Origin of the sequence: Desulfomarina profundi (assembly GCF_019703855.1) — a bacterium.
Classification (GTDB): domain Bacteria; phylum Desulfobacterota; class Desulfobulbia; order Desulfobulbales; family Desulfocapsaceae; genus Desulfomarina; species Desulfomarina profundi.
In genome coordinates, this window is record NZ_AP024086.1 from 2,950,418 (window position 1) to 2,973,705 (window position 23,288).

A 23,288-nucleotide genomic window follows, 5' to 3' on the forward strand; every position below is an offset into this window, starting at 1 on the left:
GCAGGATTCGGGATACAGGTTATTTTGTTACCGGCCAATAGGATACGGCGGTAATTGCGCCACCGAGATTCAGACCTTTTACGTTCGCACGCCTGCCGGTTTGTTCAATCTTCTGAAACATGATGGCAAACGGGGCACGTTCCTGATGTTCCCGCTGAATGGCACGGTACATGGCCGCACGCTTTTCACGATCCCCTTCCTTAACCGCTTCCTTGGTGGCTTTGGACATCTCAGGGATATACCAGGCATTTCGCCAGGCAAGAAGACCGGTTGCCTTGGCCTCATCGGAATTATCCGGATTGTAGGCAAATGTTGCGGCGTTGGTGTTCGGATCGGGATAATCAGGTCCCCATGCACCCACGTAGATCTGGTGTTCACGGGCACGATATTTTGCCAGGGTCTGTTTGCCGGTACCGACTTCCAGGGTAACCTTGATACCTGCCTGGGCAAAAGTATTCTGCAGGGACTGGGATATTTCAATACGTTCCTGGGCCTCACGCACATTTATTTTCAGAGAAAAACCATCGGCCAGTCCCGCCTCTTTCAGCAGCGCTTTGGCCTTTTCTACATTAAAACTATATGGCTTATCATCAATCTCACCAAGGTAGGTCCGTGGCAGAAACGCCTGGTGAATAGTGTACTGTCCCTTCAGAAAAGAATCCTGCATTCCCTTGTAATCGATAAGGTATTTCAGGGCCTTGACGACCTTCGGTTTGGCAAGGTTCGGATCCTTCTGATTCATGGAAATATACATGATACGACCACGCAGATCACTGTCCACAGCGAGATCTGGATTTCCGCTGATACCGGCCACATCCTGGGGATTGAGATTTCGGGCAACATCGATATCACCTTTTTCCAGCAGCAGACGCTGGGTGGAAGATTCCTGAATATGACGGACAATGACCCGGCTGAGCTTGGGTGCTCCGATATAAAAATTGGGATTGGCCTTCAGCGTGTAGGATTCATTAGGTTTCCAGTTGACCAGAGTATATGCTCCGGAACCGGCGGTATGGGTCTTCAGCCAGCCATTTCCCATGTCACCATCTTTTTCATGGGCCATAACGGTTTTGGAATCAACAATGCCGCCGATGGTTGCCGTCAGACAGTTGAGAACAAAAGAAGTTGCATACTTCTCGTCCGTGGTGATGGAAAAGGTCATATCATCAATCAACTTGATAGTATCATCCGCATTTTCCTTGGAAAATCCAAACTGGGTCAGAATAAAAGCGGGTGTCTTGTTCAACTTAACTGCCCGCTGCAGAGAAAAAACCGCATCCCTGGCCGTTACAGGATTCCCGGACTGAAACTTGACCCCGGGACGCATTTTGAAGGTGATGGTTCTGCCGTCTTCTGAAACCGTCCAGCTTTCAGCCAGATCGGGCTGATACCCTTTACTGAGATCCGCCGGATCAAAATTAACAAGCTTACCATAAACATTACGGATAAGGTCTGAACCGGCGAACTCAAATGACTGGGCCGGATCAAGGGTTGTTATATCATCGATCCTGTTTGCAATCACCAGCATATTCGCTGGTGTTTTCGCGTGTACTGGACCGGTAAGCGCAAGAAGCGCCACCGCCGCCGAACCTAAGAGCAGTTTTTTGCAGATATTCATTTTTCCTCCCTTTTTTAGTGCCTTACTCCTGAATTCCTGTCATAAAAAACAAGAAAGGTGAAGGCGTTTTGAAATTAAATGGTCAGGTTTATTTCCATGGCACTTATACCCCCTTGTGGGGTGTTAATTTATATTCCCCGAAAATGGAGAACAGATCCATCCATGGAATCCGATTCAGCCTTTCAAAGTCGCTTCAAGAACCCTGAACCAGTTACCATGACAGAGTTTAACCATTGTCTCCTCGTCATATCCATGCTGCCTCATCGCTGCTCGCAGTTGACAGAGCCCCGCCGCATTCCCGATCTCTGCGGGAATTTTTGCTCCGTCAAAATCGGTGCCGAAACCGACCCCGTCAATCCCCACATGCTCTATGAGATGATCAAAATGACGAAGCAAATCGTCCAGATCCGTATCCTCACGCATCTGGCCATCGGCACGAATAAACGCCGTCGCAAAATTAACACCTACTATTCCGCCGCTCTCAGCGATGGCGGCAAGCTGCCTGTCCGTCAGATTCCGGGTATGTCTGCTGAGAGCATGACAGTTGGAGTGGGTCGCCACCAGGGGAGCGTCAGTAATTTTTGCCACATCCCAGAAACCGGCTTCGTTAAGATGGGATACATCCACAACTATATTAAGGCGGTTACATTCCCGCACCAGCTCCCTGCCGAGCGGAGTAAGCCCCGGCCCAGTATCCGGAGAACCCGGAAAACGAAAAGGCACGCCATGACCAAAGCGTGAAGGTCTGGACCAGACCAGTCCCACGGACCGCAACCCGGCCCGAAAAAGCACCTCCAGGTTGCAGAACTCATCGTCAATGGCCTCGGCACCTTCAAGATGCAGGACAACAGCTAGAGTTCCAGCATCAAAACAGTGACGAACCTCAGCAGCCGTGGTACAGATTTTTATCCGCCCCTCCGACTCCCTTTCAAGGCGGCTGAGAACAGCCACCTCGGCAAGAATCGTCGGCAGGGCAATATGGACAGGAATTTCTTCGGGTAGTGGCAGGTCGTATTCCGGGCCCATCATATCTCCGGAATCATCGTCATCTTTATTTCTTGAACTGATATACAACGCAAAAAAACCGCCGCCGAAACCACCCTTTTTTATACGTGGCAGATCCAGATGTCCTTCTTGTCTCCCCTTAAAAAAAAGGCAGTACCTTTCAGACTCAGATATCTCTAAAAGCCTTAATACAAGGTCATTATGGCCATCATAAATCAAAGGGCTGCTATCCCCGGACATCAGAACACCTTAAGAAATGAACTCCTTTAACAGGCAAAAACAAAAAGACTGACAATCAACACCCCCCCGATCATTCAATTCAATTGATATATGTTACAAGCAAGTTGTATGCTACAAAACACTAAAATAGAAGTCAACAGCTTTTCCCATGCTATTTACCCCCCAAGTTACAAAGAAATTGTAGAAAATCATGGCCCAAGAGTCTTCCCTGTGTTAGGCTTTTAGAGAAGCCGGAAAAATTTCTGTAAGGTTTTTCTCCTCACGACGACTAATCTTATAAAGACAATTGAAATTGGGAAATTGTCGTAAAACTTCACACAAGGAGATATGTATGAAAAAAAGGATCCTCACAGGAAGTCTGATGCTGGCAATGATATTTTCCATCAGTTCCCTGACTATGGCAGGGGATATGCCGGGGCCGGACGGAGACGCTCTCTGGCATTATATTTCCAAAGTTTCACCCTATACAGGCTGGGATTACTGGCCCGACCACAAGGGCATGCAGGAAGGCCGAGCCCCCCACGCCCCCCTGCACAAGGTTTTTGTCAACAAGCAGGCCCTGGAATCAACCTCAGCTCCCCTGAAATTCGGCGCCATTGAAGTCAAGGAAAACTACAGTCCCTCCCACGAACTCAAAGCCATTACGGTTATGTACAAGATAAAGGGCTACAACCCCAAAGACGGCGACTGGTTCTGGGTAAAGTACAGCGCCAGCGGAAAAACCCTGAAATCAGGAAAACCGGGCGGGTGTATCGGCTGCCACGCAACCCGTGTTGCCAACGATTATGTCCTTGTCCACGAATTCAAATAGGATATGACAACATATCGCTGCCCCGTCTGCGGCTACCTGCATTCAGGAAATATCACCTTTCATTTCTGCCCGGTATGCAACAGTGCCGCCCAGGCTTTCCTGCCTGACACCACAGCAGACAATTATGGTGGCTGGGACAGTAAAACCAGAAACCTGATCCATTCCATGGCGGCAACGGGAAAGGTTTTCCTGGAGGGCAAGGGAAGCGGCAGAAAATTCGTCTGCATGGATGACCTGCTTTTCCTGCCCTCCCAGATAAACAGACTCCCCCTGGAAGGAGGGGCAGAAGTAGCAACAGCTGTAACTCTTGGTAAAAAGACGAAAGTCCCGGTCATTCTACAGACTCCTGTGCTCAATGCCGCCATGTCCTATGGGGCGTTAAGCAGGGAGGCCAAGATGGCCCTCGCCCTCGGGTCGTCGCTTGCCGGGACGATCGCCAATACCGGGGAAGGTGGCATGCTGGATGAGGAAAGGCAACTTGCCAAACGCCTTACTCTCCAGTATTCCACTGGCCGGTTCGGTATCAGCGCAGAACGGCTGAAACTGGCCGACATGATAGAAATAAAGATTTCCCAGGGAGCCAAACCGGGCATGGGTGGAAAACTGCCGGGGGTAAAAGTCACCGCGGAAATTGCGGCGGCACGACATATTCCGATGGGAAAAACAGCCCATTCCCCCGCCGTCCACCCGGACATACGAAACGGCTCCGATCTTTCAGACAAGATACTGGAACTCAGGCGACTGACCGGTGGAAAACCCATTGCCGTAAAAATTGTCGGGGGCCATCTTGAGGCGGATCTCAAGACCATATTCAACCAGAAAAACATTCCCGACGTACTGGTCATCGACGGAGGCGAAGGAGGTACGGGAGCGGCGCCCGTCACCATCAAGGATCATGTGGGTCTGCCATTGATCTACTCCCTGCCCCGCGTCAGCGATTTCCTGGACCGCGAAAAACTTCGCGATCGGGTGACTCTTATCTGCGCCGGCGGAATACGTCACCCCGGAGATATTGCCAAGGCCCTTGCCCTGGGAGCAGACGGTGTATACATGGGTGGCGCTCTGAAAATAGCCCTGGGCTGCACCTACCTGCGGGAATGTCATCTCGGCAGCTGCCCGTACGGAATTGCCACACAAGATGGAAACCTCACCAGACGGCTGCACGTGAAAGAAGCGGCAACAAGAGTGGCTAATTTTATTTCCGCCGCCACAGAGGAAGTAAAAGATATCTGCCGAATCTGCTCAAAATCATCCATCCATGAGCTCTGCCGGGAAGACCTTACCTGCCTTGATCCGGAACTGTCAAGAATAACCGGCATCCCCATGGCCTGAGGAGCCCCCAATGAAACCGTACATGGCATCATTTCTTGCCCTGCTGTTCGTTCTGATCGCCGGAAGTGCCGTTTTCATCATGCTTGAAATAACCGGCCGCACTGAAGATCATGGCAATAAATCGGGCTGGATCACCCTGCACAGAATACTCGGATATCTCTACATATCCCTCTTTGCCGTAATGCTGGTATTTATGATCAGCAAGGTGGCCGGGCTGCAGGAAGAATTGAGCGCCAGAACAATCTTTCATATTGTGATGTCCCTGGTCCTTGTGCCCCTGATTCTCAGCAAGATCCTGATTGTCAGGCGACACCCGGCCCTCACTTCCCGGCTGCCGATCATTGGTCTTACTATCCTGGCCCTCTCCTTCGCACTGACCGGAATCACAGCCGGCTATTATCTTCTCCACAAAAAAGATCTCACTTACACCACCCTCTCCGCCCATGATAATGATGTGCTTGACCTGGAACTGGGCAAGGCAATAATGAACAGAAAATGCAGCAAATGCCACAGTCTGGAAAGAGTGTACCGTGCCTTTAAAAGTGAAAAGGGCTGGACCGGAACTATTAACAAGATGGCGACGATGGACACACCCAACATCTCAACCTTTGATATAAAACAGGTTCTGCACTATCTGACCACCCAGCAGAAAAACCGGCAGGCTCATACAGGAACAAATCCATTTAAACTTATAGGCAAAAGCCTTGTGACTCGTAAATGCACTGTCTGCCATACCCTGGACAGGGTTTTCGGCGCCCGGAAAACTCTGTCCGAATGGACAGCCACGGTCAACAGAATGATTGCTACCATGGATGATGAATCCTTCCTTTCAAAAGGTGAAAAAACGGAAATAATAACGTATCTGAGCAATAAAAAGAAAAAGAAGTGATTCAAAAGAGGTGTTGACCACCCGTTTTCATGATATGTTGCCCAAAACAGCATAAGACAAAAAACTCATGACAACGGAAAACATCCTGGAAAACAATCCGGTAACATGGCTGCACCAATATGGGGATGCTCTTTACAGCTTCGCCCGCAACCGCGTCCGCGATTCTTTTACTGCAGAAGACCTGGTTCAGGAAACACTGCTTGCCGCCTACCGTTCCCGAAAAAGTTATTCAGGAAAATCCGCGGTTAAGACCTGGCTTACAGGAATTCTGAGAAATAAAATTGTCGACCACTACAGGAAATCAGCCTCCGAACAGGGGAGGAAAATTACAGACAGCTTCAGCGATGACAGTCTCTTTGATGAAAGGGAGAAATGGAAGGTAAAACCGACCGACTGGTCAAAAGATCCGGCCCGGTTGTATGAAAACAGGGAACTGCTGGCCGTCATCCACAGGTGTCTCGACGAGATGCCTGAAAACCTGTCACGAACCTACACAATGCGTGAGATGCAGGGTCTCTCAACAAATGAAATATGCAGCATGTTTCAAATGAAAAAAAACAACTGCTGGGTTATTCTTTACAGGGCAAGAATGCTCCTCAGGCGCTGTCTGGAATCAGCCTGGTTTGCTTGAAAATGGTACCACAATGCACCACTGGATATTGAGCTGTAAAAAAACATCAAAATTGATCTCCGAATCCATGGATCGACGGATGACCGTCTATGAAAGAACGGGAATCCGCCTTCATCTGATGATGTGTGTGCTGTGCAGACGTTACAGAAAACAACTGCTGCTTATCCGCTCCCTGCTTCGCAAAGACAATTCCGACACCACCACCCACCACCTTTCCGAAGAGGCCCGTAAACGAATTGCCAGGGAACTGACCAATGAGACAGATTAAATTTTTCTCTTTACTGCTGTCATCGTTGTTTTTCTTCTTCTCCACCTCATTTCTGGACAGACACAAGCTGAAAACAAAGTTCATCTGCTGGTTCAAGCTTCTGACGATAATGTGAACTGAATATTATCGACAACTCTCTTACCCCGCACCAGGGAATCCGGGATTCCGGTAAAAAATGAACTTTCCCTGGCCCTGCATTATTTCATCAAGGAAAAGGAGAAATATAATACTTCCACCAGTGGTGGTATTTCCTGGAATTATGTCTATACAGACCTGCGTTAGCCCGGGAATCACCTTCACCCTGGAGGCGGCTTTCGGTTACAACGCCAACGACAGCATGTTCGGCCAGGTCTTCAGTTTTTAACAGGTATCACGCCGCCTTTCTCCGCCCCTGATGATCTCTGTCCAGGTGGAAATTAATCCAGGAGGAACTGCCCTTCAACTCCCACTGCCGGGGAGGAATAAACTCCTGGGACAACTGCTCCGCCTCCCCATGCCTTTTCATACGATGGTAGGCCCTTACCCAGACGCAAAGCCTGTCCTGATTGACCTCACAATACCCGTCATTGCTGCCGCCGCAGGGACCATTGCGTGTATGCTTTGGACAGCCGGACTCGGGACAGAGAAACCCCACATGTTGTATACCGCAGTCTCCGCAGCTCTCGCAGGAAAGAAAGAGTTTTTTGAACGGATCTTCCACCACACGTTTCAGAACCCAGGACATGTTTTTCTTCTCAAGAGAGCTGGAAATCTTCCTGTAGACCGGAGCCATTGCCGCGCCCTTGTCAAAAAACAGGTCATGGGCCTTGCGCAGAAAAAGATAATGACAGTTATCAATCAACCTGCCGTTAGCCTGAGCGGGCTGAAAAGGTGTCCCGTTTTCTTTTTCCTTCTTTTCATACAGGTAAAATCCTTCATGATTTTCACAAAACTCAGGGAGAAACTGCTGCCAGTCGTCCTCAAGCTCCTCCATTCTGTCCAGAATGGCTGCAACATCGTCAAAACTCTTATGAATCCCACCAATATGAATTCCACGGTAACCAAGTCCTTTGAGGATGACCCCAAGTCTGGCGCTTCTCTCGATTGCATGGCCCATGCCTTCACCTTCCACAGACCATTCCTGCATTACTTTTTCATAGAGCTTATCAGAAACATGGACGCCCGGAATTCTGTTGGCATGCATCGGCCTGGCTGAGCGCCTGTCAAGGACATAAAGAGAGGCAAGTACTGGCGTACTGTCCCCCTGCTGGGCCTTGTACTGCAGCAGCTCCGCATACTTGCCGGCATCGTAACCAAGCTGGGTGATGACAAACGAACTGCCGGCCTCTATTTTTCTGTCCAGCTTCTTATACTGAACCCATGTTTCGGCTTCTGTATACTTGAAAGGAGAGACGGCACATCCGATCTGAAATATTTCGGAATGACCACTTTTTATCAGGCGCCGGTTGAGATCATTCAGCATGGAGGTCAGGACAACGGAGTCAAAGTCGAAAACGGGTGTCCCGCGACCACCAAATCCTTTTCCAGAGTAATCACCGGTCAGGGCCAAAATGTTTTTCATTCCCATATGGGCCAGCTGCAGGGCCCGGCTCTCCATCCCTACTCTGTTGGTATCCCTGCAGGTGAAATGAACGATAACATCCAGACCATACGACCGGATTTCGCTGCCGAGTACATCCGGGCTGAGAGCCGGATTTCCACCAGGACTGTCAGTAATGGACACGGCGGTTATTCTGCCATCCTCTGCGGCATCCCGACAGATGGAATGAATAGCCCCTATGGACCTGCCACTTGATTCCCTTCCCGGAACCAGTTCCAGGGTGACAATAAATTTATGCGGATCTGACAGAGCATCATTAAAAGAACGCATGGTGGGATTCCTCCTGAAAAAAACTGGAAAACGGCTTTGTTATATACCACATAGTGGTAACACATTTCGCCATCATTTTGGAGGAAAAACAGGAATTGTCTAATTCTGAATATTGATATATCCCATTACTAAAACTGATTATTTCAGGAGTCTCTCAAAACCATTGTTGTTGCACCAACGGGGCAAATTTCAACACAAAGACCACAGCCGAGACACGTTTGAAAATTGTATTTCATCTCTTTTTCATCGTAGATTCTGGCTTTGAAAAAGCATCGTTCAACACATTCACCACAGTGTACACAGATCTCAAAATCAGTAACCGCGACATACTCGGAGCGAACCATCAAATCTTTTCGCCCGGTGAGCCTCACGATCTGCAGTTCATGACAACAACACGGGCAGCAGCTGCACAGGGCAAAAATTTCATGGTCCGGCATATACAGAGCAAGATGAACCAGGCCGTTTTCATTGGCCTTTTTCAAAATTTCAGTAATTTCAGCTGGAGAAACATAACGGGCCTTGCCGGAGGAGACGAATTTGTCCCCGACCGAATTGAGAAGAAAACAGACATCCAGGGGCTTGTCACATCTGCTATAATGACTTCTGCAGGCACAATTCTGTACTGCTACTGAATCTGCATTGCCGAGTATTTCCCTTACCTGTTCTGTCGGCAATACCCACTGTTGCCCACTCAGCGACTCTGAAACGGGAATCACTTTTGATGATGCCGATATTTGTCCTTCTTTCAGCCATTTATCATAACGAACAATTCTTTTCCCAAGAAAAGGATCTGCCAGTTGTTTGTCCGTCTTCAACCTTCCCTCCTTTATTTTTCTGTACGTTGATCTCTGCGTTATGATAAAAAACCAATATCACCATGCCAAAATGGCATATTTAAAGAAATATTTCCGGCTCTTTTCTTTGACGACATATTATTTGTAATCGGTCAATGGCATCGTTAAAATGCGGATCAACCATCTGCTTCGCCCCTGATGGACAGTTTTTTATGCAGGCGAAACAGATTATGCACTGCCATTTGTCAATAACAGAAACGTCCTCGCTATCAATCGCTTCAGCAGGACAGACTTCGGCGCAGAGACCGCATTGAGTGCATTTATCCAAGTCTGTCTCGGGTGTAAAAGACAGTGTGTTTCTAACCTCTTTGATCTTTAGCAGATTTTCCGGTTCCTTGTATGGAAAATTGCCGGGAACAGTGATTTTCTGCATATTTTCAATGGAACGGATAGTTCTCAGTTTATCCATGATCCTTGAACCAAATAATTTCGCTGTTTTATCATCTTCCGGATCAGGTCTTGCCAGGGCAATGGGCCGGTCAGGGCAGGAATAGGAGTGCTCGGCAACGAAAGCTCCACACGCAACCGGAATAAACCCCCGGGCCAGCGAGATATCATGAAGTTCCAGAAGCGCGTCGTCATATTCACGATTTCCATACACAACCACGATTACAGCCGGTTTATTCTGAACGTTGAGTGTTTTCAAAAAAGGAACAATCTCCTCGGGAACACGGCCATAATATACAGGAGTTGCGATAATTATGAGATCCTTGGAAAAATCAAATTGACCGTTTTTTCGCCAGGATCGCTTAGTACAATCCATTATTTCTACTTGTTCACACCCCATTCCCTGTGCAATTTTTTCTCCAATTCTCCTGGTTGTTCCCGTCGGTGAAAAACATAAACATGCTACGGATTGTATCTGCATTGTTTTCCCTCATTGTGGACTACATCTGCATGTTAATATCTTTCGGCCTTTTTCTCCGGCCTGAATGACATTTCAATTCATTTCTTTATTCTCTTTTTTCTGAACCACATGATCCGGGCCCCTCCCCCAGCTGAAAATTATTGCATTCTCCCTGCAGACATCAACACAATTACCGCATAAAATACACTCGACATTCTCCATATCGCTTCTGTTTACCATCTCCTCCACCGGCAGGCTCATGGGGCATTTCCGGGTGCAGACCCGGCAATTTACACAAACTGCTGAATTCGCGATTAGGCGCAGGGAAGACCACTGAAAATAATTACGTATCTTCCTGCCCGTTATCATAAAGGGAGCCATCCAACATAAATGATGACAGAATGATCTTTTGCCAGAAAGAAATGCAGGAATGACAATGAGGAGAAGAAGGACGAGATAATAGACGACAAGACTCTCAACATTGCCTATCGACAGCCCATAAGTAGTCTGATAAAAAAAATCGATTTTGTTGTATCCACCAGCCCTGACTGCTGATATCACAATTGCGCCCACCCATGGAACCCATAGGATCCACTTGATATAGTTGCCCCTGGTTACCTTTTTACCCCTGACCGGGAAAAGAGCTTCCTGACATCCGGCCGCAGGACAAATCCAGCCACAGAAACCTCTTCCAAAAAAAAGAGCACTGACAAACATAAGGAAAAAAACGATAAGGCTACCGTTTACAATACCTTTCGAACCGGCATCAAGCACAATAACAGGTGATTGATAATAAAAAAGGGCCGGAAATAAAAAAAACATCACCAGTATAATTCCCTGCCTTATTTTCTGTCTTTTTTTCATTTCTGCTGAAAGTTATATATTATTAATGAGTTGTAAGTAATTTTGCAGGTTGTGTAGCTTTTTCAAAACACCTGTATTTCCCTTCAAACTGTGCAAGCATTTCTTTGAACCAGTGCGGATTTTATTCAACCGAAAGCAGATTGTATTATTTTCAAAGGTGTATGTTCCCTCATCATTAAACTGATGGGTATCTTGAATAATTTGAATTTTCGTTCGAGATCAAGGAACAGGAAAATTAAAAAGCGCAGCATATTGAGCATATGTGAGCATTTTTCATTTTTCTGTGACGCAGAGATCGGACGAAAAGGCAATTATTCAAGGTGACCTGATTTGATTTACACTCAACCTTCCCACCTGGATAATACAAAATCTGAAAAGCTTAGCCACTATCGAACTGTTTTCAGCAGCAGGCTGGCTGTGGCCTCCGCCAAACCATCGGCCTGATAATACAACAGCTACAAATGCATGATCATGCACCAAGTAAGCATCTACAGCTAGCACCACGCGTGCCGCCGCTATGACCTAACCATACCTTGACCTGTCCGTTTTTATCAGCAGGCAATTCATAAAGCATCACCCCCCGACCATAATAGGTTCCGGGGGCGAACATTGGGTTCAACTTTTCAAACATTCTGGAAGTGCTGACAGGGCTGACAAGCTTTGCCGTTAGAAGCGCGTGCCAAAATCTCAGCATGTCTTCCGCCGAGCTGACTACCGAACCCGCAGAATAACCCCATTCTGGGGAATGGTCAGACTTCATCCCGTCGGCAGGAACAAGTGGCGCTATATCTGCAGGAGTCTCATGGGGAGCCAACGCACGCAAAGTCGTCAACTACAACCGCTTCGAGATTCGACGATTTACCATTTCGTGATACGGCTGCCCCTCGACCGCTTCGATAATTTGACCCAGGATAGTGTAGCCCGTGTTTAAGTAGCGCCAATTTTCACCTGAACAGAACATTGCCCCATGGGAAATGGAAATATGAATGGCCTCCCCAGGTGTTATATACCGTGGCGATTTTCGAAACTCGACGTCTTCGTTAGCACTGAAGAGACCGGCTGTATGTAAAAGCAGGTCACTCTGTGTCAATGTAATTGAGACAGAGGGATACACTATGCATCCTACTTCATTTTCGCTTTTTTTCTATCTTTCCAATATGTTTGTACTATGCACAATGTCACTATTTCATCAAAACATCTTATACCTTGAAACGACTAATCATCTCCTCCAGCGAGCCTGCAAGCTTGCTCAAATTTTCGGCACTTTCTTTTACCTGTGACGAGCTCTCATTTATTTCATTTGACGAAACGCCAACACCGGTAATATCCGCCGCGATCTCACCTGTCACAGACGAAGCCTGGGCAACATTTTCATTAACTTCCTGAATACCTTGGGAGGCCTGGGCAACATTATCCGCAATTTCGCGTGTGGCGTTGGCCTGTTCCTGCACGGTCGCAGAAACAGTCAATACCATCTCACTGGCCTCGGTGATTACCCCGGTAATCTGAGTTATCTCGGTGACCGAATTTTTGGTGGCCTCTTGAATCTTAGTTATTCTGGCCTTAATTTCAGCAGTGGCTTCGGAGGTCTGTTTGGCCAGATCCTTTATTTCATTGGCAACCACGGCAAAACCTTTTCCTGCCTCACCCGCCCGCGCTGCTTCAATGGTTGCATTTAGAGCAAGAAGATTGGTTTGCTCTGAAATCTCTGTTATTGTTTCAGTCACCTGCCCTATTTCGTGAGCCGCCGCTCCAAGTTCATTGATCTGTACCGATGCATCTTTAGACTGACTGACTGCTGCATCAGTTATGGTTCTTGTTTTTTCTGTATTGGCAGAGATTTCGAGAATGGTGGCACTCATCTCTTCTGCTGCCGCCGCAACCATATTAACATTGACCGAGGTCTCTTCAGATGCTGCGGCCACCGAATCCATATTCGCACTCATCTCCTCTGCCGCTGCCGCCACAGTATTGGCTTTTCCCGTTGTCTGTTCGGCATTGCCTGACATTTGGCTGGAAATCGCGGAGAGTTCTGTAGAAGCTGCAGACAACGTTTCCACCCCCATAATGATGTCCTTAAACATACTGCCAAGACTCTCCTTCATCGAATTCAAGGCCTCAGCCAGAACACCCACTTCATCCTTTTGCGATATGGCAAGCGATTGTGTCAAATCTCCATCACCCATCCGAGTGGCAAAGGATACCGCCTCCTGAAGCGGTGCAGTAATCTTTACAGCCAGCCAGGAGCCACCAACAATCGACAGCAAGACAACCACAATTGTCACAAGCAGTGCCTGAATTTTCACCTGCCGCACAACTGCCGTCATAACATCTTTTGCACTGTTTTCTACATTACCCAGAAGTTCCATCAAGTGAGTACCGGTAACATCGGCTCCCTTATCCGTCTCACTGAGGAGGGCCACAACACCGTCTTCCACCTGTCCGGACAACATAGTTTTACGAAGTGAATAGATTTTTTCAATTGCCGGAACAAATTGGCCATTGTGGAGTGCCTCGGCCTTAACCATTTCAGATCTCACCTGTTCATCATCCGTGGCAAAAAGAGTCTCTCCTTCTGCCTCAGCACCATTTAAAATGGCATTCTGAAAGGTGTCAAATTGTTGTACCATCTCAACATGTTCCTTCCACATAGCGTCAAGATCTGTCAAATTATCGGCGGCCAGCAGTTCCATGATCATCTGCATATCCCCCCGCACTGCAAGTTCCATCTCCAAGGCAGAATTCACTACGGTTGAAACCCGCTTGACCTCCATTGCTGAAGAGAAACCCTGCCAGCCCATGTAGGCGACAGCACAGGCAAGTAATATAAAGGCACCCACAAGTTTGACTTTAACGGGCATATCATTTAATCGCATAAACCTTCCTCCTTTGGCCTGTCACATCCACAATGTAACACCGATCTACCAACTTATTTATAGTAATATTTCTTATTCTTAACAGGTTATCGTGTTACAAATATTTACACAAGTAAAACTATCATGGTTGCCTGTTGTTTGCTTCCTCGTCAATCTGAATCTGGGCAGGAGGCATTGTAACTGAAGACGTGACTCTTGCGCTTGTTGATTCAATCATGAACATTGCCATAAAGACCACATTCTCCCGGCAGGCTCTCTCTATTTTACGGCTGCTTGTAATCCCTCTGGAATATGCAAACAGAATAGTTTTCAGCAGAATCTTCGGATCATAAGCCGGGGCACCTGAATCATCAGGTATGATAGCGATCATTAAAGATGGACAGATCAAGTTCATGATCAATAAGAGAATTCAGGGTGTATTCAAAAGTGCCGGGAAGAATCTGATTTGCAAAGTGGATGGGAATGAATTGGCCCTGGCATAAGAGTAAGGTTTATACCGTGCCATTGCAGCTCCATTTATCGAAGGTAAGGGGTATTTCGATAAATCTGCAACGGCAGTATAACATTTTATCACGTATTATTCAGTAGTTAATTAGATCAAGTGACTTTTTCTACAGCTTGAACGTCGCTCTTCATCGGGAGGAGCTTTTTGCGCTCCGCACAAGAGCATGGTTAGCCGTCGTTACGCTAATCTCAGATCTCATTTTGCTCGTGGAACAACTTGGACCTTGAGCATGACCTCGCCGTATCCATAACAGTCAACGCCAACATCCGGACACTGGACGTACCGCATGAAATGAAAGTCATTCGGTTCAAGACCTTCGCTAAGTCTTTCGTTGATCAGTGCCACTGGGATTACAAGTTGTGATATCAAATATACGCACATTCTCTTTGGACAGAACTTGGATATGAAATTACCATCCACATCGAGCATGAATATTTGCCCGTTTTTGTGTCCTGAGTTGCAATTTTTGGCGCTAACTACCTCGGCCTGAATGGAATACTTGGAGGCTGCTTGGGATAGGCGTTTCACCTGTCTTACCCGGTGCCCCCCTTCATGGAACATTTCAGCTTCCGATTCTGTGTATCCTACTCTTTGGCCATACCGTCGAATGATTTCTTCTGTCATGCTGTATTCCTTTTTGATATCCTGCTAACGGGCATGTAGAAAAATCGTTCCTGACCATAACAGGTTTCACATCCCAAATATTAAAATAGCTGATTCATGACAATTTTATGCAATTTAAACGCCTTGCGTATGGGCGAGTAGCATGGCCACGAATGAAACAATGCCGTAAACATGATGAGTTTGTCGCTGCTTGTTATATGGTTCATTCATATAGTGAATAGCACCAAGTTGAAAACATAATAAATAAAAACACAAATGAATATAATTGCCATTGACGTTACTATTCTTCTTTTAAGACTTGCGCTGTTAAAAAAGATGAAAGGAATACTGCCAATAGACCCCATAACCACACCAACGATCAACACAACCTTATTATTTTCTGCAGAAAATGGCCAATCCAAAAATTGTAAATTCACCATCACTGACAGAAAAATGCTGGTAATGAAACACAATATTATAACCGATACTCTATTCATGAGAAGTCACATAGATATATGAGATTTCATTTGTTCACCCAGCCATCAGTGAATGACCGTAGGTTATATGCCGTATTGATTTCGTCCGATGAAGCATTGCATCCGCTGAATTGAAGTACCACCTTTTTACCTTTTAATTGTTCTTTTAATTTGATTGCAGCCATGATTGTCGATGCACCCGCTCCTTCGACAAAGTTGTGAGTGTAGTATCCAGCTAATGAAATTCCCTCGTAAATCTCCTCTTCCGATAGAACAACAAAATCAGTAAGATTGTTTTTGTATATTTCAAATGGGGTTTCGTATGCAATCCCTGTGGCAAAGCCACCTGCAAACGTTGTATTTTCGGATGAAAGTATTTTACCGGACTTCCACGATTGAAATGCCGCACTTGAGCATTCTGCCTGTACCGCAAAAATTTGAATATCAGGATTGATGCTTTTTAAAACGACAATAGCTGCTGCCACTTCACTCCCTGCACCAACTGGTAAAACAACAGCGTCCAATGCAGGAAGCGCTTCGCTGATTTCAATAAATTCAGTACCAACACCATTAATTAAATGTGGTTCATTGGCGGGATGCGCATAATACAGATTCTCTTTTTCTGATAACCCGTCAACGACAGCAGACGCTTCCTCAAATGTTTTACCTGCCTCAAGCAAAATAGCGCCTGTTGCTCTAATACTTCGATTTTTTACTGGATTATTGTTCTCTGGAACAACAATTGTCGCTTCAACACCAAGCCACGCTGCGGATTGGGCAATTGAAAGGCCGTGATTTCCGGTTGAAAATGTAATCACTCCATTTATCCCGACACTCTTTAAGTGATGTATGAGGTTGATCCCGCCACGAACCTTAAACGAACCCGTGGGATTGTGATTTTCATGTTTCACATAAATTTCGGCTCCTATTACCGAAGACAGATTCTCGTATCGAATAAGGGGTGTTGGCGTCAGGTGGTTATAAACCACATTTCGAGCCTTAAGAACCTCAATGTAGGAGATCGGATACCTTTTATGTTCAATCATTGCTCCTTACCATCCTGTTGAAATCTGACGAGCATGTTGAAAAAGCCTCCAGACAACAGCAATTTTCACATGTACAATTTTTAAAAAGCTGATTCTTTTCAATTTATTGCAGTTTGGACAAAGATAAAACTGATTACCCTAAAATCTCTCCGGTAAAATCGTCCACCGGATTACTTTTTCTTTATCCAGTTTATTATTCCACTTGTTTCCTGAGAACCGCGGTTAACCCCAAACTTACACGAAATCATTTCCATACGCATGCACCTTTTAAAGGTTATGGATTATACAGGACAGGTTCCATTGGATATTCACTTTCTTTTCTGATCTCAAGGTAAATATGTTCAGACCTTCTCACTTTTCCCACCATATCAGATATCAACAGGGTAAAACTGGTGATTGAAGCATACAGATGGTAGAATAGTAGAATATTTCCTGTTTTTTCTATTATCAAAATCAAATATCCTCTCCATCATGCAAGAAGAACAGTTTGACTTTATTATTATCGGTACCGGTCCTGCCGGACTGGCTGCGGCGATTATGGCGGCAAAATCCAACAGGCGTGTACTTGTTCTGGAAAAAGAGGGCTCACTGGGCGGCGTCTGTGTCAATACCGGTACATTTCCCAGTAAAACATTGCGGGAAGCGGTGCTTCATCTGACCGGGCATCTGAAAAGGAAGGTCTTCGAGGATGACTACTGCTCCACCAGGGATGCGGAAATCTCAATGGCCAAGCTGCAACAGCGGCTCCACCATGTCCGTCAGGAGGAGCACGCGATCATTTCCAGCCAGTTGGAACGTAACAGAATCAGGATTATACGCGGCCACGCCTCTTTTATTGATGAAAACCGCATTCGAATAGAGCAGCTGAAAGGAAACAAAGCTCTCGAAGTGTGTGGTGAAAGAATTTTGATTGCCACAGGCTCACAACCCCGAAATCCGGCTGATGTTCCCTTTGACCACCGTGTCATTGTCGATTCCAGCTCCATTCTGAATATTGAAAGCATCCCCAAAACACTGATCATTCTTGGTGGAGGGGTCATCGGCTCGGAATATGCCACCATCTTCGCCGCTCTCGGCGTCAAAGTGACCCTGCTGGACCGGGGCGACAGGCTGCTGAAATTCCTGGACGAAGAAATTTCCAGTCATCTCAGGGAAAATTTTCCAAAAGGAAATATCGATTATATCCACAACTGCGGTGATTTTACCATTGAACGTACCCCCGAAGGTGCTTCCCTCAGGCTCAGCAACGGCCGTAAAATCCTGGCGGACTGCCTGTTTTTTGCTCTGGGAAGGGAAGCGAACACGAAAGATCTTGCCATTGAAAATGCCGGGATCGAACTGAACAGCTACCGCTATATTGAAGTGAATGAGCTCTACCAGACCAACCGCTCACATATCTATGCTGTAGGTGATGTAATCGGCTGGCCGAGTCTGGCCGCCACCTCGATTATCCAGGGCAGGCTGGCCACCATGCATGCTCTGAAGCTGCGGGCGGATACGTTTCCGAAAATTTTTCCTTTCGGTATTTATACCATTCCTGAAATCTCTTTTATCGGCATCACCGAAGAGGAGGCAAGGCAGCGGGATTACAAAATCGTTATTGGGAAATGCATGTATCATGAACTGCCCAGGGGCCAGATATCAGGCGAAAATGAGGGCATGCTGAAGATGATCGTCCACCGGGATACAAGGGAAATCCTCGGAGTTCATGTCCTCGGTGGCGGGGCCACAGAAATTATCCATATTGCCCAGATGGCCCTTCTCCACAACGCGAAAATTGACCTGTTGATCGATTCCATCTTTAATTATCCAACATACTCGGAGGCCCTGAAGATTGCAGCCCTGTCGGCCTCCAACAAGATTGCCAACCTGGCGGGCTGAAGTCCTCTGTACATTTTGTTACAATTAGTAACAGTTCGACAACAGACGAATCAGGCAAACTCTGTCATTATGGAGTTCCCCCGGTTGAGCAGACCCCCTGCTCAACTCTGATCCTGATTTGAGGGAATATCGCCCTCAATGATACCCACTCCTGTACCGCCCACGGTACATGTGCCCTCAAATCGGGATCTCTTTATTTTTCAGTTTGCTGAGTTACTGAAAAAGATCAGCCATGATCATATGCTTTCAGACAGAAGGCACAGCCATCGTAGCCGAGATTTATTCCCTCCTCAATGGAATCGTAATACCTCATATTCCAGCTGGCCATCCGCTTCACCCACTGACAGGTGGAACGATGGAGCTCTTTAGTCTTATGATTGCCGATATACTTGGGCCAGGCATCCGAATCCGTACGATATACATTCATTTCCGGATCACCCACCAGGGTCTGCTCGAATATCGTCCAGATTTTATAAAGTCGGCTATTGGTGTCACCTGCGAAATAGCAGCGGGAATCGTTGAGTGTGGCAAGGTTTCTTGTGTATTTCATCGCCTTAAAGAAGGCGAGCCTGAAATCGTCCCCCACACCGATCCAGCTGTAGCGGCTGTTCCCCACATAGGCCACGGCCCCACCACCGGGATATTTCACCAGTTTTTCTCCAATGGCATCGTTCACGTCAAAACTGTTGGTCAGGCAGGAATCGGCCACGGCAATAAAGGTTTTTTCTCCATTTGTCAGCTTATTCATCAACCCCTCGTTCAGGTGGGCCACACCTCCCGAATATCCGTGCCCGGTGAGGCTGACAAAATGAGGCCCGTCATTTAGCTCGTTTTTCAGGTTTTCGCCGGTCAATGTCTTCAGCCCCGCCCCGGAGAGGGAACCACCCGGCATATCAGTCACATCCGAATAGAGCCGCTGTACCTGATTGATCCGACCGAAATTGCTGCGTACCCAACCACGCAATTCTTCCTGCTGAGTAACGGAGGAGTCTGTCTCCTCCTTGTCCACATCATAGCGAAGTGGCGAAATATCCGCAGCCGGACCGTACACAACCACCCACTCGGTGGGAATCGGTATCTTTATTTTGAAAACAATCAGATCAATTTCAACAAGATTCGGGCGAAGATCGTTTGCCGATTTTGCATAATACCAGCCCGGGTTGTTCCTGTCGGCCTCCTGGGAAAAATGCAGCACCTTTCTTGATATATCACTGTAATGACATATTATTTTCGAGGCCGCATTTTTCTTTGCAAACTTTTCAGCATGGAGAAGTGCATAGCCACCGACCAGATCAGTGGAAAAACGCTCGTTACCCGGCGGCATGCTGTTGCCTGGCTGTGGCGTCAGGGTATGGAAATGACGGGCCCAGTGCTCTGCCACAAAGAGCATCTTTTTAAAGTGGTTATACTCACTGATATGGTGACTGTCTCCCCAGTTATCATACGTGATGATCTTATCCACAAAGATTCCTGCCTCTGCCGCACTCTCAACCGGTGCCCTGCCGACACCCACATCCACCGAAAAATCGACGCCGTCCAGGGAAATATTTCCTTCATTATGCTGACCATATAATTCGTTATCCAGCAGATCCCAGTCGTGACGGCCGGGACGATTATACAACCCGCTGTACAGGCTGGAATAATACATATCCGTGGGGATCATGTTGGTCGGTGTATACCAGACCATAATTTCATTGGCCACCGCGACCGGCCCGTTGACCCTGATCCACTCCGTGCGAACCGCACTTCTCGTTGCAAAGGTTGAATCGGTGGTATGATACCAGCCGGGCGTGACTGAGTTTGACGTACCGCCGGGGTCAAAAGGAATGAGCTCACCCGTCCTGTAGTTGGTCAGGTTGTGGTCCACATGACCAAAAATCCCTGCATCCACATGCATGGCAAGATAGCTGCCCTTCCACTCCGACTTATTCTTTTTATCAAGTGATCCTTTCTCAATACGACCCCAGGCGCATCCACAGGCCAGCCGGTGCGGAATGATACTGACATCTCCGCCAAGCAGCAGCCATTCCACTCCCCTGGATACAACAAAATGTTTAAGGAAATTGCGGATAACCTCCTGCAGGTCGCGGGCACCGGCGGAAAAATCCCCGTAACTGCCGTCAACAATATCTCTTATCCTGGCGACATGGGTGCGATATCCCCTTTTTTTCTTGTGGGCTGCCAACTTTTTAAATTCTGTCACCAGGTCCCCCGTGGAACCGGTCGTTGTCATTGTCTCCCCATCCCACCTGTCATTGTCCGTCAGTATCAGGTAATCGACCCGTTTCGGGATAACAAGGGGTGGCGCCCCCATTCTTGTTACACGGCCAGGAATATCTATGGGCTCCGGTATAACTTCCGCAGGTTTTTTCACCTTTCTCCGATGTAGAGGTGTCCTGCGCACCAGCTCGGGATTCACCACCATCTCATGGACAATGGAATGTTCACGGTATCTCTGGTGGTAGGTTATCTGGGGCTTAATATAAACATCCTCATCTTTTTCAAGGGAAATGGAGAGAATACAGTGTTCTATCATCCGCACCGTACCATCACTGTCATACCTGAGAGGAAAAATTTCCACCACGGCAACGGGGAAATTACCGATATACAGCATCTCCCCCATAACAGCGATATCACCTTTTACGGACATGGCCTTCCGGTAGAGTTTTTCATCAGGCAGAACATGTTCCTGCCTGTTTTTTTCCTGCAGAAACGGACTTACAGGAGGTTGAATACAGGCGACAAATATCCTCCCATGGGTTACAGCTATTTCGTTGACCACCTTTACCCGCAGTTTGACCGGCCGCATTTTCGGGGGAAGAGCTATTTTCATTTTTTTTACAGGAAAGGCCGGAGCCCCCGGCTCCCCTTCAATCCTGCACCCTTTGAGAATAAACTTTGTACCTGCAATGGTCTCGTTTACTGTCAGATCATCTCGCTGAAAAAAAAGATGCTGGCTAATCTTTTTCATAACTGCCCCCCCGGAAGAAAGAAACCCCGATACAGGGTTCCAAAAAATAAAAGAAAATAAGGAAATACCGCCATCCATATCTCTTTTATACAACCGACTTCTTACAAATGTATTACAGATTGTATGTAACGATTGTTTTTCTTTGAAACGGGGTTGAAAACGGGAGAATAATTCTTTACGAAGAAAACAGCTTTGCAAGCAACTGGCTGAAATCATTTGACTCAATTCTTGTCAGGCCACTTTTTTTTGCGGCGGTAATCATTTCCTGATAATAATCAGAAGAAATTGTCCGTCCCAGCTCAGGAAAGGCTTTTGCCGTACCGCAGGGACGGTATTGCTCCATGATATTCACATAACAGTTCCGGGAGACCCGGTCGGCGAGAAAAGTAAAAATCGATTCCGAATCGGCTTTTGCGTCAGGCATCAGGAGATGGCGAACCAGCAGGCCGTTTTCTGCCAGCCCCCTGTCATCAATCTGCAAGTCGCCCACCTGCCACTGCATTTCAAGGACAGCTCGCTTTACGGTTTCGGGATAGTCTGCTGCTCCTGCGTAGCGTCCTGCCGATTCAGACGAAAAGAACTTGATATCCGGCATATAGATATCGACAATACCGTCAAGAAGCCGGAGAGCCGTCATACTCTCGTAACCACCGCAATTATAAACAATGGGTATCCGCAGGCCATCTTCGACCGCCACCTGGAGAGCTGAAAGCAGATGAGGAACAATATGCCCCGGAGTAACAAGGTTAATATTATGGCAACCCTGCTCCTGCAGCCCAAGCATGATGGCTGCCAGCTGCCCGGAGTCCACTGTCAAGCATTCCTCTTCAAAACAGTGGCTGATTGAATAATTCTGACAGAAAACACAACGAAGATTACAACCACAGAAAAAAATGGTTCCAGATCCCTTCTCCCCCACAAGCACCTGCTCCTCGCCGAAATGGGGACCATAACCAGCCACTTCCACCCGATCAGCCATACCACAGTATCCTGTTTCTCCTGCCGTCCGATCCACGGAACAGTTGCGCGGACAGAGGGTGCAGTTTTGCATTATCTCTCTTCCCCTGGCAATTTTTTCCGCCAGTTCCCCGGATTCGGCGGCCTGTCTCGCTTTTGTGGCCATTGTCTTTTGCCCCCACTGAACCGTTCAGTCTGATGGATTTATTCGCCTGACTGTTGTCTCCTTTTTCAGCATGAAATCATCCAGAGCACGGTAGAGCTGGACTATCAGTTCTTTTCCATAGGCTTCCTCCAGCAATTCATATTGCCGCTGAACCAGAGGAACCATCGTTCCGATAAGATTACGCCCCTGCTCGGTGAGTGATACGGACACCCTCCTTCGATCACCCTCTATTTTTTTCTTGTGCACCAGGTCGGTTTCCTCCAGTCTTTTCAGAATACCGGCCATACTAGGACTGAGTATCTGGCAACGCTCGCAGATTTCCCTGGGCTCAAGCTCCCTTTCATAGAGTTCTCTCAGAATACGCCATTGCTGCTCAGTCAGACCATAATAGTGAAAAATAGGACGAAAATTTGCAATAACAACCTCCCGCACCTGGGAAAGAAGCAGGGGGAGGTTTCTGTTTTTTATTTTTCTTTTCATAGTGTTCCTGGAAATAGATTCTGAACCTGACCTGATAAAATTGATTATAATTATTATTTGCGTCTTGACAAGCTAATATATTAGTGATTATAATACTA

Annotated in this window: 19 protein-coding genes and 1 pseudogene; 6 read left to right on the plus strand and 14 right to left on the minus strand. The window is 47.1% G+C overall.

Features of this window, described 5'->3' with window-relative positions:
• Nucleotides 1–19: 19 nt before the first annotated feature.
• Both LO777_RS13645 and LO777_RS13650 read right to left on the minus strand, forming a co-directional pair.
• Nucleotides 20–1,618: an ABC transporter substrate-binding protein gene (locus tag LO777_RS13645; protein WP_228854439.1), complete on the minus strand. Its 1,599-nt coding sequence runs from the start codon at nucleotides 1,616–1,618 to the stop codon at nucleotides 20–22.
• Between the two features lie 174 nt (nucleotides 1,619–1,792).
• Nucleotides 1,793–2,863: a dipeptidase gene (locus LO777_RS13650; RefSeq protein WP_228854440.1), complete on the minus strand. Its 1,071-nt coding sequence runs from the start codon at nucleotides 2,861–2,863 to the stop codon at nucleotides 1,793–1,795.
• A 331-nt stretch (nucleotides 2,864–3,194) separates the two neighbouring features.
• On the opposite strand from LO777_RS13650, the gene LO777_RS13655 reads away from it, so the two are divergent.
• From LO777_RS13655 to LO777_RS13675, 5 genes are all read left to right on the plus strand, one after another.
• Nucleotides 3,195–3,674, plus strand: coding sequence for a cytochrome P460 family protein (locus LO777_RS13655; protein ID WP_228854441.1), 480 nt, complete (start codon nucleotides 3,195–3,197; stop codon nucleotides 3,672–3,674).
• A 3-nt stretch (nucleotides 3,675–3,677) separates the two neighbouring features.
• Complete coding sequence (locus tag LO777_RS13660) at nucleotides 3,678–5,006, plus strand: glutamate synthase-related protein (protein WP_228854442.1); 1,329 nt, start codon at nucleotides 3,678–3,680, stop codon at nucleotides 5,004–5,006.
• A 10-nt stretch (nucleotides 5,007–5,016) separates the two neighbouring features.
• Complete coding sequence (locus LO777_RS13665) at nucleotides 5,017–5,895, plus strand: hypothetical protein (RefSeq protein ID WP_228854443.1); 879 nt, start codon at nucleotides 5,017–5,019, stop codon at nucleotides 5,893–5,895.
• Nucleotides 5,896–5,962: 67 nt separating this feature from the next.
• Entirely contained in the window at nucleotides 5,963–6,526 is a 564-nt protein-coding gene (locus tag LO777_RS13670) for a sigma-70 family RNA polymerase sigma factor (RefSeq protein ID WP_228854444.1), read from the plus strand.
• A gap of 13 nt (nucleotides 6,527–6,539) precedes the next feature.
• Nucleotides 6,540–6,794, plus strand: coding sequence for an anti-sigma factor family protein (locus LO777_RS13675; RefSeq protein ID WP_456237672.1), 255 nt, complete (start codon nucleotides 6,540–6,542; stop codon nucleotides 6,792–6,794).
• Nucleotides 6,795–7,164: 370 nt separating this feature from the next.
• Here the strand turns inward: LO777_RS13675 and LO777_RS13680 are convergent, their stop codons facing one another.
• The 9 genes and pseudogenes from LO777_RS13680 to LO777_RS13715 form a co-directional block, all read right to left on the minus strand.
• Nucleotides 7,165–8,664 (minus strand): methylenetetrahydrofolate reductase C-terminal domain-containing protein, encoded by a 1,500-nt coding sequence (locus LO777_RS13680; protein ID WP_228854446.1) that lies wholly within the window; start codon nucleotides 8,662–8,664, stop codon nucleotides 7,165–7,167.
• 143 nt (nucleotides 8,665–8,807) lie between these two features.
• Complete coding sequence (locus tag LO777_RS13685) at nucleotides 8,808–9,479, minus strand: 4Fe-4S binding protein (RefSeq protein ID WP_228854447.1); 672 nt, start codon at nucleotides 9,477–9,479, stop codon at nucleotides 8,808–8,810.
• A gap of 79 nt (nucleotides 9,480–9,558) precedes the next feature.
• Nucleotides 9,559–10,386: an EFR1 family ferrodoxin gene (locus LO777_RS13690; RefSeq protein ID WP_228854448.1), complete on the minus strand. Its 828-nt coding sequence runs from the start codon at nucleotides 10,384–10,386 to the stop codon at nucleotides 9,559–9,561.
• A 72-nt stretch (nucleotides 10,387–10,458) separates the two neighbouring features.
• Nucleotides 10,459–11,229 carry a 4Fe-4S binding protein gene (locus tag LO777_RS13695; protein ID WP_228854449.1) on the minus strand — a complete coding sequence of 257 codons (771 nt, stop codon included), beginning with the start codon at nucleotides 11,227–11,229 and terminating at the stop codon, nucleotides 10,459–10,461.
• 832 nt (nucleotides 11,230–12,061) lie between these two features.
• Nucleotides 12,062–12,343, minus strand: coding sequence for a serine hydrolase (locus tag LO777_RS21105; RefSeq protein WP_407929072.1), 282 nt, complete (start codon nucleotides 12,341–12,343; stop codon nucleotides 12,062–12,064).
• A gap of 85 nt (nucleotides 12,344–12,428) precedes the next feature.
• On the minus strand, nucleotides 12,429–14,105 hold the full coding sequence (locus LO777_RS13700; RefSeq protein ID WP_228854450.1) for a methyl-accepting chemotaxis protein: 1,677 nt from the start codon (nucleotides 14,103–14,105) through the stop codon (nucleotides 12,429–12,431).
• Between the two features lie 121 nt (nucleotides 14,106–14,226).
• A pseudogene (locus LO777_RS21375) lies at nucleotides 14,227–14,610 on the minus strand (transposase).
• Between the two features lie 195 nt (nucleotides 14,611–14,805).
• The gene (locus LO777_RS13710) at nucleotides 14,806–15,234 is read right to left on the minus strand and encodes a hypothetical protein (protein WP_228854452.1); all 429 of its coding nucleotides are present in this window, start codon (nucleotides 15,232–15,234) and stop codon (nucleotides 14,806–14,808) included.
• Between the two features lie 502 nt (nucleotides 15,235–15,736).
• Nucleotides 15,737–16,735 (minus strand): threonine ammonia-lyase, encoded by a 999-nt coding sequence (locus tag LO777_RS13715; RefSeq protein WP_228854453.1) that lies wholly within the window; start codon nucleotides 16,733–16,735, stop codon nucleotides 15,737–15,739.
• Between the two features lie 471 nt (nucleotides 16,736–17,206).
• On the opposite strand from LO777_RS13715, the gene sthA reads away from it, so the two are divergent.
• A complete protein-coding gene (sthA, locus tag LO777_RS13720; protein WP_228854454.1) occupies nucleotides 17,207–18,616 on the plus strand; it encodes a Si-specific NAD(P)(+) transhydrogenase in 1,410 nt (469 codons plus the stop codon).
• A gap of 226 nt (nucleotides 18,617–18,842) precedes the next feature.
• Here sthA and LO777_RS13725 read toward each other — a convergent pair whose 3' ends face one another.
• From LO777_RS13725 to hpaR, 3 genes are all read right to left on the minus strand, one after another.
• The gene (locus tag LO777_RS13725) at nucleotides 18,843–21,587 is read right to left on the minus strand and encodes a C25 family cysteine peptidase (RefSeq protein ID WP_228854455.1); all 2,745 of its coding nucleotides are present in this window, start codon (nucleotides 21,585–21,587) and stop codon (nucleotides 18,843–18,845) included.
• A 175-nt stretch (nucleotides 21,588–21,762) separates the two neighbouring features.
• Entirely contained in the window at nucleotides 21,763–22,710 is a 948-nt protein-coding gene (locus LO777_RS13730) for a radical SAM protein (RefSeq protein WP_228854456.1), read from the minus strand.
• A gap of 24 nt (nucleotides 22,711–22,734) precedes the next feature.
• Entirely contained in the window at nucleotides 22,735–23,190 is a 456-nt protein-coding gene (hpaR, locus tag LO777_RS13735) for a homoprotocatechuate degradation operon regulator HpaR (RefSeq protein ID WP_228854457.1), read from the minus strand.
• Between the last annotated feature and the right edge of the window lie 98 nt (nucleotides 23,191–23,288).